This is a genomic window from Kitasatospora sp. NPDC059673, assembly GCF_042734215.1.
In the GTDB taxonomy this organism is placed as follows: domain Bacteria; phylum Actinomycetota; class Actinomycetes; order Streptomycetales; family Streptomycetaceae; genus Kitasatospora.
This window is the reverse complement of the sequence record NZ_JBHWEN010000028.1, coordinates 1-14112: the sequence shown is the minus strand read 5'-3', so window position 1 is coordinate 14112 and position 14112 is coordinate 1. Positions and strand designations below refer to the sequence as shown.

The window sequence follows — 14112 nt, the reverse complement described above, 5'->3', positions numbered from 1 at the left end:
CAGCAGCCGGGCAAGCCCTCGCGGGCGCGGTCAGTCGCAGGATCTCCCAGCGACCTGCTTCGCAGGTGTTCAGGCAGAGCCGACTCTTCGGCGTGGCCCGGCGCGAAGTTGACGCCGCGCCCACTCCTCCACAGGTGCCGAACTGGCAGGCGGGTCACGGCCGTTCGAGGGTGGACGGTTACGATCCAGGGGGAGCGATCAAGGGGAGGGCATGAGCGTGCTGGACGGGTCGGGTGTGCTGGACGGGCTGGACGAGTTCTGCGAGCAGGCGCTGACGGCGCACGGGTGCCCGTCGGCGAGCATGGCCGTGGCGCAGGGCGAGGAGCTGGTGTTCGCGCGGGCCTACGGACTGGCGGACGTCGCGGCGAACCGCGCCGCCACTCCGGAGACCGTCTACGGACTGGCGTCAATAACCAAGTCGTTCACGGCAATCGCCGTGTGCCTGGCCGCCGATCGCGGGCTGCTCGACCTGGACGCGCCGCTGCCCGGACGCCACCCGTGGGCGACGGTGCCGACGCCGCGTCAGCTGATGCAGCACCGGGGCGGGTTCCCGGCGTACTACGACTTCCACTACAGCGAGGATCCGTCACCGATCGACCCCGCCGCCTACTGTCGCCAAGTCCGCGAGCCGGGCAGCGACTTCGAGTACTCCAACCTCGGCTACCGGGAGCTCGGCCGTCTCCTGGAGCAGGCCACCGGCCAGCCCCTGCGCACCTTCCTGCGCGAGCAGATCGCCGCCCCGCTCGGCCTGTCCTCCTTCGACCTGGCCGACCTCCCGCCCGCCGACGCGTCTGTCGCGCAGCGCTACACCCCGGACGGCCGCAGCTACCCCGGCTGCCGCAGCAGTGTCTCTTCCGCCGGGGCGGGCTGGGCCACCGCCGGCGACATCGCCCTGTTCGCCCGCCGTTGCGCGCGGCTGCTTCGGCCGGCAACCGCTGCGGCCGTTCTCGATGCCCCGCCCATCACCGACCGGCTCGGTTACGGTCTCGGCCGGATCGTCCAGCGCGCGAACGGTTCGGTGATCTCCAGCCACGGCGGCGGCATGGGCGGCGTCGCCACCATGATGATTGACCTGCCCGACCGTGAACTCTCGCTCGCCATCCTGACCAACAGCACCGACAAGTCCGCCCGCAACGCCGTGGTCCGGCACCTGATGGACGCCCTGGCCCCCGAGTTCGATCCGGGCCACCTGCAGCCCGTCACCGACCCGGCCGCCGCCCTGACCCTGACCCCGGGCAGCTGGACCGGCCACATCGAGACCGCCGACGGCGAAATCCCGCTCGACCTCTCCCTCTTGACCGACGGTCACGTCCGGGTCCGGCTCGCCGACCTCCCCCCGGTCACCGTCCCGGCGGTCGCCTCCCGCAGCTGGAGCATTCAACTCGCCGCCGACCTCCAACTCCCCACCAGGGACGCCCGGTTGAACAGTCCCTCATTCGGACTGGAGCTCCGCACGGACGGCACCGGGCTGACCGGCCGCGCCATCGCCTACAAGAACGGCGACCGCGAAGGCCTGCTCGGCCCGTACCTGGTCCACCCCTGCCGCCTGCGCCCCAACGCCTGAGATCCCGCTACTTCGGCCAGAGCACCGCCTGGGCCACGATGACGCGCTCGCCGTCGAACGTGACGGCGGGCCCCTCGTGCAGTTCGTAGCCCAGGGCGAGCGCTTCGCTGACCCGGTGGCAGAACGCGGCGTCGTCCGGCCCGGTCAGGACGCGGTAGCGGGGCAGTCCGTCCGGCGGCGTGCTCGAAAGTGTGCTCATACCAACAGGATCCCAGGCTCGCCTCCTCATCCCACGCCGAAGGGGCGCTCCGCCCTCACCGAACACTCCGTCCGCACCCCACCCGCGGCTGCCGCAGGGCAGGGACCCGCCGCTGGTTTGGAGGCAGATCCAGGCCCCATCCCCCACGGAGGGTCAGAGCATGAAGCTGCGTGTCGCGGCCGCGCTCGGTACGGCGGCTGCGCTGGTCTCCCCGGTCGCCGGCTCCGGCACGGCAGCGCACCCGGCCCACCCGACCACCCCTCGGACGAAGCGCCCTACGCGCCCGCCGCACCCCGGCCGCTGAGGTCGCCGCTGAGGTCACCGCCGAGGTCACCGCCGAGGTCACCGCCGAGGTCACCGTTGAAGAAGGCGGCCACGCCCCGGGCACCGGCCGGCGAGTGGACGAGGGCCATCACCCGGTCGGAGTCGGCGGCGGCCTCGGCGGTGCGGACGAACATCTCGGACTCGTAGGCGTGCAACGCCCTCCCGGGGTCGGCGGGGTGGGCAGTGAGGGCGTCGGCGAGTTCGAGGGCGTCGCGCATCGCGGTGTTGGCCCCGAGGCCGACGGGCGGCATCAGATGCGCGGCGTCGCCGAGCAGGGTGAGGCCGGGGCGGTGCGGCCAGCGCAGGCCGACGGGGAGAGCGGTGAGCGGACGGGACGTCAGCTCGCCCTCGCAGGCGGCGATCAGCGCGCGGCAGGTGGGCGTCCAGTCGGCGAACAGCTCCAGCAGCGCGGGCCGGGCCTCGGCGGGGCGGTCGAACGGGATGCCGCAGCTGGCCGGCCAGTCGGCGGGGCCGTGGAAGGACAGGTGGACCAGGACCCGCCCGTCGGAGCAGCGCTGCGCGGCGAGCGACTGGCCCTCGCCGATCACCCAGTAGCTGCCCCGCCCCACGGCGGCGGCCAGCTCGGGGTGGGTGCGGTCGATGGCGGGGATGGTCCCCTCGACGGCGTTGACGCCCAGGTGGCGCGGCTCGGCGTCGGTGAGCAGCGGGCGCAGCCGGGAGCGGGCGCCGTCCGCGCCGATCAGCACACGGTGTTCGGCCGTGCTGCCGTCGGCGAAGTGCAACTCCCAACCGCCGCCCGGCGCGGGGTTGGCGGCGTGCAGGGTGTGCGCCCACCGGACGGTGCCGGGCGGCAGCGAGCCGAGCAGCAGCTCGCGCAGGTCGGTCCGGTCGATCTCGGGCCGGGGCGCCGGGGCGTCCCCGGGCGCGGGGTCGGGGGTGTCCTCGCGGTACACCAGGGTGCCGGTGTGGTCGAGCAGGCGCATGTCCTGCCCTTCGGGGCGGGCGTGCCGACCGAACGCCTCCTCCAACTTGGCTGCGCGCAGCGCACGTTGGCCGGTGTCCAGGTGCAGGTCGAGGGTGCCGCCCTGGAGCCTGGCGTCCGGCCCGGCGTCGCGTTCGTACACCGTGGCCGGGATGCCCCGCATGGTGAGCAGCCTGGCCAGCGTGAGGCCGCCCGGGCCGCCTCCGACAATTCCGATCTCGGTAGCTGTCTGCGTGGACATCGTGGACATGCGTGTCCCCCTCCTGGTTGATACACCGTATCGCTCGATACACTGTATCGCCAGGGGTGAGCGCGCCCGACATCATCTACGCGGAGACTATTTTCATGACGCCCCACCACACCATCGACCCCACCTCCCCCACCCCGATCTGGGACCGCCCCGAACCGCCCGCCCGGCGGACCCCGCACCCGCTCAGCCGCGAACTGATCGTCGGCGCGGCCCTCGAACTCGCCGACGCGGACGGCCTGGAGGGCGTCTCGATCCGCCGGGTGGCCGCAGCGCTTGAGGTCGGCCCGATGCGGCTGTACGGGTACGTGGACACCAAGGACGAGCTGCTTGACCTCCTCGCGGACGCGGTCTACGCCGAGATCGTCCCGCCCGCCCCGGCCCCCGGCCATCCGTCACAGGACTGGCAGTCCGGCCTGCGGCTGATCGCCACCCTGACCAGGCGGGCCGCACTCCGCCACGAATGGTTCCCCGAACTCCTCGGCGGCCGCCCGCACTTGGGCCCGAACGCACTGGCCGCCCTGGAGGCCCGGCTGTCCGTCCTGAACACCGCCCCGAACCTCACCGGCCGCCCCACCGAACTCCGCCGGGCCGCCGCCGCCTTCCACGCCTACCTGGTGGGCGCCCTGCGCACCGAACTGGCACAACGTCACGCGGACCGGTCCGAGAACCGCTCCGAGGAGCAGTGGCGGAAGGCGATGTCCCCGTACCTGGGACGTGTGCTGGACGCAGGCCGCCACCCGCTGCTCGCGGAGGTGATCGTGGGGGCCGAACACCCCACCCCCGCCGCGGAGTTCGAGGCGGGCCTGGAGATCGTACTGGCCGGCATCGCCGCACAGACCTCCTGATCCGGAGACCGTCCCCGGCAGTCCACCGACTGCCCCCGGCCGGGGCGGCAGCCGTCCCACCCCGAGTTCGAGGCAGACCCGAATGGACCTGCGGACGGAGAGCTCACCGCACGTCGGCGTCAACCGCAGGCGGACCGGACAGGCCTTGATCTCGGCCGCCCACTCCGCCGCCGCCCTCGACACCGAGCCGACCGTCAGCCGACCGTCAGCCAACACGCGACCACGAACGGCTCGCCCGAGCGGGCCCCGCGCCGCCGGAGAGATGAGAACTCAAGATCCAGGCTGCCGCGCAGTTCGACCGCTCGACACCGAACCCGCCGCTGTCGATCGGCCTCACCGGCCCAGCGGTCCAGCGGTCCAGCGGTCCACGCCGGACGGCCGTCACCGCACAACTGTCCTGCCCCTGAGGTCATTTCGGGCAGACGGCCGAACATCCCCGGCCGGCGCCGACCGTCGCCCGGCCATTCACCACCAACGGGCTTGCCGGACAATCGCATCGCCGCAACCCTGGATTCCGCTGCCCCGCCGTCCCGCCCGCCGGCCCCACCGGTCGGGCGGGCACGGCGTGCGGCCACCACCTCTGGAGGGCTGCCCGCCCCCAGCCCCCGCCACCGCCGTTCACCGGATGGAGGCAGGGCCGCGTGCGAAGGTGATGCCGCCCGCCTCGTCGTGCAGGTCCTCGACGGCGAAGCGCGGCAGGATTTTGGCGACGGGCGGCCGCAGGCGCAGCGTCTCCTCCACCACGTCGGACCACCGGGACGGGTCCTTGCGGAGGGCGTCGAGCTGTTCGGGGTGGGTGGTCAGTGCGATGATCGCGCTGCCGAGCAGGTTGACGGTGGTTTCGTGGCCGGCGCCGATCAACAGCAGCAGGCTGTCGAGGAGTTCGCGTTCGGTGAGGCCGGTGCCGGTCTCCTCGTCGTGGGCCTGGATGAGCGCGGTGGTGACGTCCTCGCCGGGGGTGCGGCGCTTGGCCTCGACCAGGTTGGCGAGTTGGACGTAGCCGGCCTCGCCGTTGCGGACGGCTTCCTCGGGGGTGGCGTGGGTGTCGAAGAGGTGGCCGATGCAGGCGCGGAACGCGCCGTGCAGGTCTTCGGGGACGCCGAGCAGCGTGTTGACCACCATCAGCGGCAGCACCCAGGTGAATTCGTTCCGCAGGTCGACCACGCTGTCCTGCGGCTGTGCGGCAATGCGGTCGATGAGCTCGGCGGCGATCCGCTCGATCTCGGGGGCGAGCCCCCGGATCCGCCGCGCGGTGAACGCGGGGCTGATCAGGCGGCGCAGCCGGCCGTGTTCGGGTCCGTAGGCGTGAGGGCGCTGCGGACATCGGTCCGCATGCGCAGCGGCCGGTCCTCGGCCATCTCGCCGTTCATGTGGGCGGGCCAGTGCTGGTAGGCGTCCTTGGAGAGGCCCGGAACCGGCCCCGGACCCGGTCGCCCGGCTCGGCCGTGATCAGCCGCGATCAGCCGCGATCAGCCGCGATCAGCCACCCGGCGGGGCGATCACCGGCACCGGTTGTCAGAGGTGCGCACTAGGGTGTCGGGCGTGCCAATGATCATGGATCGTGATGGGGTTGCGGAGCAGCTGGAGCCGTTCCGGCGCGAGCTGACGGCGTACTGCTACCGCATGCTGGGGTCGGCCTTCGAGGCCGAGGACGCGGTGCAGGAGACGATGGTCCGCGCCTGGTCGAAGTTCGACGGGTTCGAGGGGCGGGCGGCGCTGCGGACGTGGTTGTACCGGATCGCCACCAACGTGTGTCTGGACATGGGTCCGGCGGCGCAGCGGCGGGCGCGTCCGATGGATCTGACCTCGCCGTGTGCGGCGGGGGCGCCGGATCTGACGCAGTTGGAGGAGAGCATCTGGGTGGGCCCGGTGCCGGACGGGCGGGTGCTGGCGGGTGATCCGGCGGAGGTGGCGCTGGGCCGGGAGTCGATCCGGCTGGCGTTCGTCTCGGCGTTGCAGAAGCTGCCGGCCCGGCAGCGCGCGGTGCTGATCCTGCGCGAGGTGCTGGCCTGGTCGGCGGCGGAGACCGCGGAGTTGCTGGAGACGTCGGTGGCGTCGGTGAACAGCGCGCTGCAGCGTGCCCGGGCGACGCTGGCGGACGGCGCGGGGTCGCCGGGTGACACCTTCAAGCCGCTGGACGAGGCGCAGCGTTCGTTGCTGGCCCGCTATGTGCGGGCGTTCGAGGCGTTCGACATCGAGGGCTTGAAGCGGCTGCTGCACGAGGACGCGGTGCTGAACATGCCGCCGTTCCGGATGTGGCTGCAGGGCATCGAGGAACTCGAGGTGTGGTGGAAGGGTCCGGGCCGGGGGTGTGTCAACTCGCGGATGCTGCCGGTGGAGGCGAACGGTTCGCCGGCGTTCGCGCAGTACCGGGCGGCGGAGGACGGCAATGGCTGGACGCCGTGGGGCATCATGGTGTTGGAGATCGTGGACGGTCGGATCGCCATGATGACCAATTACATGGATGTCGATCGGCTGTTCCCGCTGTGGGGTCTGCCGATGCGGTTGACGGAGGATCCGCGGGGCTGACATGCCCTCAGCCCTCGTGGAGGGTGTCGGCCAGCCCGGTGAGGTCGAGCACCGTTCTCAGTTGGGGGCCGACGCCGCGCAGGACCACTTGATGGCCCGCCCGCCGTGCGAGTACTCCGAACCTGCAAAGGCGTTGGAGGTCGCCGGGGGCGGGCCTCAGCACGTTCCCGACCAGCAGGGCGATCCGCACGGGCCGGCGGTGGGCGTCCAGTAGTGCGGTGTAGTGGTCTTCCAGTGCCGGATGAGCGGCATGGTGCGGCGGTACGTCGAACTCGACGGTGTCCTCAGGGCTCATGCCGGTGCTGACCGATCGACGCTCGTGGACTCATCGGTGGGGCGGGCAGCACGGGTCGAAAAAGTTTTTCGGATTTTCTTCGCGGGGACCGATGAGTCCGCCGAGCGGGCTCCGTCTGACCGGTTGTCAGCGAGCGACGCACACCGAGAGCCAGCAAGGAGCACCACCCCATGAGGAAGATCACCGCCGGTCTGTTCATCTCCGCCGACGGAGTCGTGGAGAGCCCGGAACAGTGGCACTTCAAGTACTTCGACGCCGAGTTGGGCGCGGCGGTCGGCGCGCTGCTGGGCGCGTCGGACACCGTGCTGATGGGCCGCACCACCTACGAGGTGTTCGCGGGTTCGTGGCCGGCCGTCGAGGCGGAGGGCGGCGACGAGGCCGAGATGGCGAAGGCGATCGGTGACACCCGCAAGATCGTGGTCTCGCACCAGGAGCTCTCCTTCACCTGGCGCAACTCCGAGCAGCTGAAGGGCGAGCTGGTCGAGGGCGTCACGGCGCTGAAGCAGGAGGAGGGCGGCCCGATCGGCATGTCGGGTTCGATCTCCGTGGTACGTCAGCTGCTGGCGGCGGGCCTGCTGGACGAGCTGCACCTGTTCGTGCACCCGGTGGCCCGGGGCAAGGGCATGCGCCTGTTCGCCGAGGGCGCGGACCCGATCGAGCTGAAGCTGCTGTCCTGCGAGCCGTTCGCCGGCGGCACCGTGCACCTGGTGTACGGGCCCGCTGCCGAGTAGTCACCCGTTTCCGACCAGGCGTCACCGAGCAAGGAGAACCGAACCATGAGGAAGATCACCGCAGGCCTGTTCATCTCCGCCGACGGCGTGGTGGGCAGCCCGGAGCAGTGGCACCTGCCGCACTTCGACGACGAGGTGGGCGCGGCGGTGGGGGCGCAGCTGGGGGTGTCGGAGACCCTGCTGCTGGGCCGCACGACGTACGACATCTTCGCGGGTGCCTGGCCGGAGCGGGAGGCCGCGGGCGGCGCGGACGCGGGCTTCGCCAAGTCGCTGGGCGACATGCGCAAGGTCGTGGTCTCGCATCAGGGCCTCGACCTCACCTGGCGCAACTCCGAGCAGCTGAAGGGTGAGTTGGTCGAGGGCGTCCGGGCGCTGAAGCAGGAGGAGGGCGGCCCGATCGGCATGTCCGGCTCGGTCTCCGTGGTACGTCAGCTGCTGGCGGCGGGCCTGATCGACGAACTGCACCTGTTCGTGCACCCGGTGGCCCAGGGCGAGGGCATGCGCCTGTTCGACGGGATCGCCGAGCCGATCGAGTTGACGCTGCTGTCCAGCAAGGCGTTCGGCAACGGCACCCTGCACGTGGTGTACGGCCCGGCCGCCGGGTAGCGGAGCGGGGTCCCGATCGGTTCCCACTCTCTGCGGGCGCGCGTGAGGTCGGCACGACCGACCGGGCGCCCGAAGGGAGTGGGATCCGAAGGTTCCGGGACGGTGTTGTCAAGACTTCCTCAACTGTCGGCAATCACGCCGCAATCTCGCCATCCATGGTCATTTTCTGGCCGAGTGCATCATTTCCTCCTCAAACACCTCCGCAAGCATTCGAACTTATGGCAAGTTCAGTCGCGGCGGATGTGAAATGTCACATGTGCTACCTCGTTATCACGTGCCTCAGCTGGGCACCACCACATGGAGGAGAACGCGCGATGAACCACCGTTCGATGAAGGGACTGACCCTGCTCGCCGCGGGCATGGCCACCGTCGGCGCCCTGACAGCCGCCCCCGCGCAGGCCGCCACCCCCACTGCCACGACCACCACCACGGAGACCTGCAGCCCGTGGTCGCTCCAGTCCGGGCTGATGACCCAGGTCTGCGCCGCGATCACCGGTAGCAGCGTCCAGTTCCTCGGTCGTGTCGCCCTGGCCGGCCCGCCCACCCCCGACTACCCGCCGCAGCCCCAGGTGCTCTCCACCACGCTCTCCGGCCAGGTCGTCGGCGGCGCCTCGCTCGGCTCGATCGCGCAGAACGTGAACTTCCTCGCGAGCACGGTCACCGTCAACGGCCCGACCGGCACCGTCGCGTGCGGTTCCACCGTCAGCGGCACCTTCGGCGTCAGCAAGTTCGGCTGGGGCCCGTCCCCGGTCACCGTCAACGCCGTGGTCCCCTGCTGACCGAGCACCCGTGAACCGGGCCCGGGAGTCGCGACTCCCGGGCCCGGCCCGCGTTCTGCTCCGTCAGACCCGTTCGGCCACGCGCTCCGGACGCTCCGACGCGGCAGGCAGGCTCGCGCCCTCCAGATCGACGTCCGGAATGATCCGGTCGAGCCGGCCCGGCAACTGCCAGGCGCGGCGGCCGAGCAGGGCCATCGCGGCGGGCACCAGGGTCATCCGGACCACGAAGGCGTCGATGAACACGCCGACGGCGAGCGCGAATCCGATCGACTTGATGATCGGGTCGTGGTTGAACACGAAGCCGCCGAACACCGCGACCATGATCAGCGCGGCAGCAGTGACCACCCGTCCGCTGCTGGCGACGCCCTGCGTGACGGCCCCGGCGGCGTCGCCGGTGTGCTGGTGGTGCTCACGCATCCGGCTGACCAGGAACACCTCGTAGTCCATCGCGAGCCCGAACAGCACGCCGATCAGCAGCACCGGCAGAAAACTCGTCACGGGCGCGGCGGACGGGATGTCGAGCAGGCCGTTCAGGTGCCCGTCCTGGAACACCCACACGGTGATGCCGAGCGCGGCGGCCACCGACAGCAGGAACCCGAGCACCGCCTTGAGCGGCACCAGCACCGAGCGGAACGCGACGGTCAGCAGGGCGAGCGCGAGGAGCACGATCAGGGCGACGAACAGCGGCAGCGCGTCGGCGAGCTTGCCGGACACGTCGATCGCGGCGGCGGTCGCCCCGGCGATGTACAGCGTGCCGCCGCTCGCGGCGACCTCGGCCTTGTGGCCGCGCAGCCGCTCCACCAGGTCGCTGGTGGCCTTGTCGTCCGGCCCGGTACGGGGGACGACGGGCACGGCGACGGTGCTGCCGTCCGCGCTCGCCACCGGCATGCCGACGGCGGCGACGCCCGGATCGGCGGAGAGCGTGGCGTGCAGGTCGGCGAGCGCGGCCTCGCGGCGCTCGGCGGGGATGCCGGTGGCGTCGACCACGGCGGCAAGGGTGGCGTTGAAGCCGGGGCCGAAGCCCTCGCTGAGCAGGTCGTAGCTCTTGTGCTGGGTGCTGGAGGCGGGCTGCGAGGCGTTGCCGGGCAGGCCGAGCCGCAGGTCGCGGGCGGGCAGCGCGAGGGCGAGCAGCCCGACCACGCCGGCCAGCAGCACCAGCAGCGGCTTGCGGGTGACGGTGCGCGCCCAGGCCGCCGACCAGGTGCCGGCCGGCTTCGCGGTGGCCTTCACCCGTGCCCGGGGCCGCAGCCGTTCGCCGAGCAGGCCGAGCAGCGCGGGCACCAGGGTGACGGCGACCAGTACGGCGAGCAGCACGGTGGCGGCGGCGGCCAGGCCCATCACGGTCAGGAACGGGATGCCGGTGACGGCGAGCGCGGCCAGTGCGATGATCACGGTGGCGCCGGCGAACACCACGGCGCTGCCGGCGGTGGCGGTGGCGCGGGCCGCCGATTCCTCGATCCCGCTGTCGGGGTCGGCGAGCTGCTCGCGGTGCCGGGCGATGATGAACAGCGCGTAGTCGATGCCGACGGCGAGGCCGATCATCAGCGCGAGCACGGTCGCGGTGTTGGTCATCTCGACCACGTGGGCGAGCAGTTGGGCTCCCAGCACACCGATGCCGACGCCGACCAGGGCGGTCAGCAGCGGAAGTCCGGCGGCGACCAGCGAGCCGAGCGCGACGGCGAGCACCACGAACGCGACCACCACGCCGATCGCCTCGGCGGGGCCGCCGACCTCGACGGGCGGCGCCATCACGGTGCCGCCGAACTCGGCCTGCAGCCCGGCCTCCCGCAGCGGCGCGGCGGCGTCGTTCAGCGCGTCCTTGGCGCTCTGCGGGACCTCGCTCGCGGCCTGCGCGAACTGCACGTCGGCGAACGCGATCCGCAGGTCCGGCGAGACGGTGCGGCTCTCGAACGGGTCGGCGACATGCACCACCCCGGGTATCCCGGCGGCCCGGTGCAGGCTCTCCCCCACGGCGGCCTTGGCCGCGGGCATGTCCAGGCTCTGCCCGGCGGGCGCGGCGACGACCAGCCGGGCGGTGCCGCCGGCGGACTCCGGGAGTTGACGTTCCAGCAGGTCCTGGGCCTGCTGGGACTCGATGCCGGGGACGGTGAACTCGTTGCTGACGGGCCCGGCGAAGGTGGTGCCGAGGGCGCCGATCGTCGCGAGCAGCAGCAGCCACAGGCCGATCACCCGGCCTCGGCGGCGTACCGCCCATCGTCCCCATGCGTACAGGACCGACGCCATCGCGCCCCCTCGTGCTCAGAACCAGTGGATTTTTGCACTCTAAGGTAACTTTGCAGCGGACTGCAAAATTACCTCCACTGGTAAAAACTGCTAGCATCGACCCCATGACCGAGGGAGCGAGGGCACGCGGCAAGGCCCGCCGCCGGGAGGCGATCCTGCGAGCGGCCTACCAGCTGTTCGCGGAGCGCGGCTTCGAGGCGACCACGATCGCCGACATCGCCGACCGGGCCGAGGTGTCGGCACGGACCGTCACCCTCTACTTCCCGACCAAGCTCGACCTGGCGACCTCCCACATCGCCGAGTTCACCGACCGTCTCGGCCACGCCCTCAACCACCGCGAGCCCGGCACCACCACGCTGGAGGCGCTGGAGCACTGGCTGCGCACCGACCTCGCCGAGAACCCCGGCGCCGAGGAGCTCGACGCGCTCTGGGAGGCGATGCTCGACCGCAACCCCCAGCTGCGCGCCGTCGCCAACAGCCGCCTGACCGAGGCGATCCAGGAGGGCGCCCGGATCTTCGCCGCCGAACGCGGCGACGCCCCCGACGACTTCGGCCCCCGAATGGTCGCCGCCACGGCCGCCGCCGTCGTCTGCGAGCTCTACCTGCGCCCCACCGAGGCCCACCTGGACGCCGCCATGGCCTTCCTGGCCGCCGGCATCAACACCCTCCCGCCCGGCCAACTCCCCTGACCGTCTAGAACTGGCCCCCGAGGCAGGCGAGTTCGCACCCGGCACCGATCCGGCCGTGCTCACCGACCACCCGACCGTCCTCACCCACGGCCTCGCGGTCCGCGCCACCGACGGCACCCCGGCCGAACAGCTGCACCGCATCGTCGAGTTCACCCTCGCCACCTGGCCCACTGCCTGACGTCCCGTCAGCACCCCGAGGGGCGCACGAACTCCCCATCCCGCGCCGGGCGCACAGGCCAATCACACAAGCGGAACATGTGATTCCGCGCGCCCCTGGTGCCCGCCATGGCGCGGACACGACGATTACTCACGGCCCGCCGACGAATCGTCACGGACCGGAGCCGGGTCCCTCGCCCGGCCTTCGCGCCCCGGTCCCGCCCAGCCGCGGCCCGGGCAATCGTCTGGAAGGACGTCGATGTCGCACCGCTCCACCACCCTGCTGCGCCTCCTGGTGCCGGCGCTGCTCGCCGCGGGAGGCATAGTCCCGCTGACGGCGGGCGTCGCCTCCGCCACGTCGCCGATCTGCATGAGCGGCAACCTCCAGTACGACTACCAGTCCGCCGAGGCGGGCGCCTCCAAGCCGACCCTGACCAAGGCCGCCCGCAACGCCTCGGTCGAGCTGTGGGGCCGGGAGAGGCCGACCGACACCGACCACAAGCTGAACACCGACACCCAGCTGACCGGCGCCGCCGACGGCTCGTTCAACCTCTGCTACACGCCGGTCACCACGACCGCGATGGACCACCTGTACGTGCGCTTCGCCACCCAGAACAACCACGTGTGGCGGACCGCCGACAACACCGGCACGGTCTACGCCTTCAACACGCCGACCCAGTCGAACATATCGACCAGCGTCGCCCTCGGCACCGTCAAGCCGACCACCGCGCAGCGCGCCTGGCACGCCTTCGACACCGTCAACCTGCTCTGGTCGCGGCGGGCCAACTCCACCACCCCGTGCTGGACGACCACCGAGACGAACGCCGCCACCTGCACCATGCTGACGGAGCAGTGGTACGCGGGCTCCACCGACGGCGCGTGGTACGACCTGTCGAACACCCTGCACCTGGCCGACGGCGACCCGGACTCCGAGCACACCGTGCTGCACGAGTCGGGGCACTTCTTCCAGCAGCGGCTGTACAACGGCACCTTCCCGGCCGTCACCAACTGCAACCCGCACTACATCCAGTACACGTCCTCCGCCACCTGCGCCTGGACCGAGGGCTTCGCCGACTCGGTCGCCGCCTACCTGGAGGGCGACCAGCGCTACGTGTGGCCGGACGGCTCGTCCTACCCGTTCACCGCCGCCTCGGGCTGGCAGACCGGCGACCAGGTGCAGGGCAACGTGGACGGCGCGCTGCTCCAGCTGTGGAACCAGGTGGACGGCAGCTGGGACCGCACCATCGCCACCCTGACCTCGCACACCCCGGCGACCTTCGCCGACTGGTTCAGGAACGTCCGTCCGACGGCCACGCCGCCGCTGTCCACCACCGGCGCCGCGCTGACCGCGCTGGACACCAGCGCCATCAACTACGGCCCCACGGTGGTCGGTGACAACGGCTACCACGCGCTCAGCAACGGCGGCGGCGTCGCCCTCCAGCGAGGCGGCACCTGCACCAGCAGCATCCCGTCGGTGGCCGTGTTCGCCACGCTGAACACCACCATGGCCTCGCAGCGCTGGAAGTTCGCCTCCAACGGCGACGGCACCGTCCGGATCTACGACAGCTGCTCGATCCCGCTCTACCTGACCGCGCCGACCACCGCCGGCGGCCAGATCTCCCTGACGGCCATCAACCTCGGCGGCGCCAACCAGCGCTGGACGGTGACCCAGAACGCCGTCGGCACCTACACGCTGACCAACCCGGCCACCGGCTTCGTCCTGGACGGCAACGCCACCGCCGGCCAGGCGGTCACCGCCAACACCGCCAACGCCAACTCGGCCGGCCAGAACTGGGCGTCCGTCTTCTCCATCTACTGACACCCACCGCAACGCCGAACCGCCCGGGGGGCGCCGAAAAGGCGGGCACCCGGCCGGGGGGTCGGGTGGGCGAGCCCCCCGCAGGCCGGCGGGCCCAACACCGCAGCGGCGGGGGTTCGCGGCGAGCCGGCGGGGTGGG

Annotated in this window: 14 protein-coding genes; 9 read left to right on the top strand and 5 right to left on the bottom strand. The window is 71.8% G+C overall.

The window, feature by feature from the left end; genetic code table 11:
• The first annotated feature begins 211 nt into the window (after positions 1-211).
• On the top strand, positions 212-1564 hold the full coding sequence (locus ACFV18_RS27065; RefSeq protein ID WP_380487507.1) for a serine hydrolase domain-containing protein: 1353 nt from the start codon (positions 212-214) through the stop codon (positions 1562-1564).
• A gap of 7 nt (positions 1565-1571) precedes the next feature.
• Here ACFV18_RS27065 and ACFV18_RS27060 read toward each other — a convergent pair whose 3' ends face one another.
• Together ACFV18_RS27060 and ACFV18_RS27055 are read right to left on the bottom strand one after the other, a co-directional pair.
• Positions 1572-1763, bottom strand: coding sequence for a DUF1737 domain-containing protein (locus ACFV18_RS27060; RefSeq protein WP_380487505.1), 192 nt, complete (start codon positions 1761-1763; stop codon positions 1572-1574).
• A gap of 275 nt (positions 1764-2038) precedes the next feature.
• Positions 2039-3280, bottom strand: a complete 1242-nt coding sequence (locus ACFV18_RS27055) for an FAD-dependent oxidoreductase (protein ID WP_380487503.1) — start codon at positions 3278-3280, stop codon at positions 2039-2041.
• Between the two features lie 56 nt (positions 3281-3336).
• Between ACFV18_RS27055 and ACFV18_RS27050 the strand changes: the two genes are divergently transcribed.
• Positions 3337-4125: a TetR/AcrR family transcriptional regulator C-terminal domain-containing protein gene (locus ACFV18_RS27050; RefSeq protein WP_380487501.1), complete on the top strand. Its 789-nt coding sequence runs from the start codon at positions 3337-3339 to the stop codon at positions 4123-4125.
• Positions 4126-4743: 618 nt separating this feature from the next.
• On the opposite strand, the gene ACFV18_RS27045 is transcribed toward ACFV18_RS27050, so the two are convergent.
• The gene (locus tag ACFV18_RS27045) at positions 4744-5289 is read right to left on the bottom strand and encodes a cytochrome P450 (protein ID WP_380487499.1); all 546 of its coding nucleotides are present in this window, start codon (positions 5287-5289) and stop codon (positions 4744-4746) included.
• 384 nt (positions 5290-5673) lie between these two features.
• On the opposite strand from ACFV18_RS27045, the gene ACFV18_RS27040 reads away from it, so the two are divergent.
• Positions 5674-6654: a sigma-70 family RNA polymerase sigma factor gene (locus ACFV18_RS27040; protein ID WP_380487671.1), complete on the top strand. Its 981-nt coding sequence runs from the start codon at positions 5674-5676 to the stop codon at positions 6652-6654.
• Between the two features lie 7 nt (positions 6655-6661).
• On the opposite strand, the gene ACFV18_RS27035 is transcribed toward ACFV18_RS27040, so the two are convergent.
• Positions 6662-6949 carry a hypothetical protein gene (locus tag ACFV18_RS27035; protein ID WP_380487497.1) on the bottom strand — a complete coding sequence of 96 codons (288 nt, stop codon included), beginning with the start codon at positions 6947-6949 and terminating at the stop codon, positions 6662-6664.
• A gap of 170 nt (positions 6950-7119) precedes the next feature.
• On the opposite strand from ACFV18_RS27035, the gene ACFV18_RS27030 reads away from it, so the two are divergent.
• The 3 genes from ACFV18_RS27030 (at position 7120) to ACFV18_RS27020 (ending at position 9065) form a co-directional block, all read left to right on the top strand.
• Entirely contained in the window at positions 7120-7680 is a 561-nt protein-coding gene (locus ACFV18_RS27030) for a dihydrofolate reductase family protein (protein ID WP_380487494.1), read from the top strand.
• Between the two features lie 45 nt (positions 7681-7725).
• The gene (locus ACFV18_RS27025) at positions 7726-8286 is read left to right on the top strand and encodes a dihydrofolate reductase family protein (RefSeq protein ID WP_380487493.1); all 561 of its coding nucleotides are present in this window, start codon (positions 7726-7728) and stop codon (positions 8284-8286) included.
• Between the two features lie 314 nt (positions 8287-8600).
• Positions 8601-9065, top strand: a complete 465-nt coding sequence (locus ACFV18_RS27020; protein WP_380487492.1) for a hypothetical protein — start codon at positions 8601-8603, stop codon at positions 9063-9065.
• 63 nt (positions 9066-9128) lie between these two features.
• Here ACFV18_RS27020 and ACFV18_RS27015 read toward each other — a convergent pair whose 3' ends face one another.
• The gene (locus tag ACFV18_RS27015) at positions 9129-11309 is read right to left on the bottom strand and encodes an MMPL family transporter (protein WP_380487489.1); all 2181 of its coding nucleotides are present in this window, start codon (positions 11307-11309) and stop codon (positions 9129-9131) included.
• Positions 11310-11413: 104 nt separating this feature from the next.
• Between ACFV18_RS27015 and ACFV18_RS27010 the strand changes: the two genes are divergently transcribed.
• The 3 genes from ACFV18_RS27010 (at position 11414) to ACFV18_RS27000 (ending at position 13973) form a co-directional block, all read left to right on the top strand.
• Positions 11414-11998 (top strand): TetR/AcrR family transcriptional regulator, encoded by a 585-nt coding sequence (locus ACFV18_RS27010; RefSeq protein WP_380487487.1) that lies wholly within the window; start codon positions 11414-11416, stop codon positions 11996-11998.
• Between the two features lie 55 nt (positions 11999-12053).
• Positions 12054-12176, top strand: a complete 123-nt coding sequence (locus tag ACFV18_RS27005; RefSeq protein ID WP_380487484.1) for a hypothetical protein — start codon at positions 12054-12056, stop codon at positions 12174-12176.
• Between the two features lie 237 nt (positions 12177-12413).
• Positions 12414-13973, top strand: a complete 1560-nt coding sequence (locus ACFV18_RS27000; protein ID WP_380487481.1) for an RICIN domain-containing protein — start codon at positions 12414-12416, stop codon at positions 13971-13973.
• Positions 13974-14112 lie beyond the last annotated feature (139 nt).

What these genes read in the sequence shown, in the direction of transcription:
- ACFV18_RS27065 (WP_380487507.1), top strand. Translation starts at nt 212, where the DNA reads ATGAGCGTGCTGGACGGGTCGGGTGTGCTGGACGGGCTGGACGAGTTC.
- ACFV18_RS27060 (WP_380487505.1), bottom strand. Translation starts at nt 1,763, where the DNA reads ATGAGCACACTTTCGAGCACGCCGCCGGACGGACTGCCCCGCTACCGC.
- ACFV18_RS27055 (WP_380487503.1), bottom strand. Translation starts at nt 3,280, where the DNA reads ATGTCCACGATGTCCACGCAGACAGCTACCGAGATCGGAATTGTCGGA.
- ACFV18_RS27040 (WP_380487671.1), top strand. Translation starts at nt 5,674, where the DNA reads ATGATCATGGATCGTGATGGGGTTGCGGAGCAGCTGGAGCCGTTCCGG.
- ACFV18_RS27035 (WP_380487497.1), bottom strand. Translation starts at nt 6,949, where the DNA reads ATGAGCCCTGAGGACACCGTCGAGTTCGACGTACCGCCGCACCATGCC.
- ACFV18_RS27030 (WP_380487494.1), top strand. Translation starts at nt 7,120, where the DNA reads ATGAGGAAGATCACCGCCGGTCTGTTCATCTCCGCCGACGGAGTCGTG.
- ACFV18_RS27025 (WP_380487493.1), top strand. Translation starts at nt 7,726, where the DNA reads ATGAGGAAGATCACCGCAGGCCTGTTCATCTCCGCCGACGGCGTGGTG.
- ACFV18_RS27020 (WP_380487492.1), top strand. Translation starts at nt 8,601, where the DNA reads ATGAACCACCGTTCGATGAAGGGACTGACCCTGCTCGCCGCGGGCATG.
- ACFV18_RS27015 (WP_380487489.1), bottom strand. Translation starts at nt 11,309, where the DNA reads ATGGCGTCGGTCCTGTACGCATGGGGACGATGGGCGGTACGCCGCCGA.
- ACFV18_RS27010 (WP_380487487.1), top strand. Translation starts at nt 11,414, where the DNA reads ATGACCGAGGGAGCGAGGGCACGCGGCAAGGCCCGCCGCCGGGAGGCG.
- ACFV18_RS27000 (WP_380487481.1), top strand. Translation starts at nt 12,414, where the DNA reads ATGTCGCACCGCTCCACCACCCTGCTGCGCCTCCTGGTGCCGGCGCTG.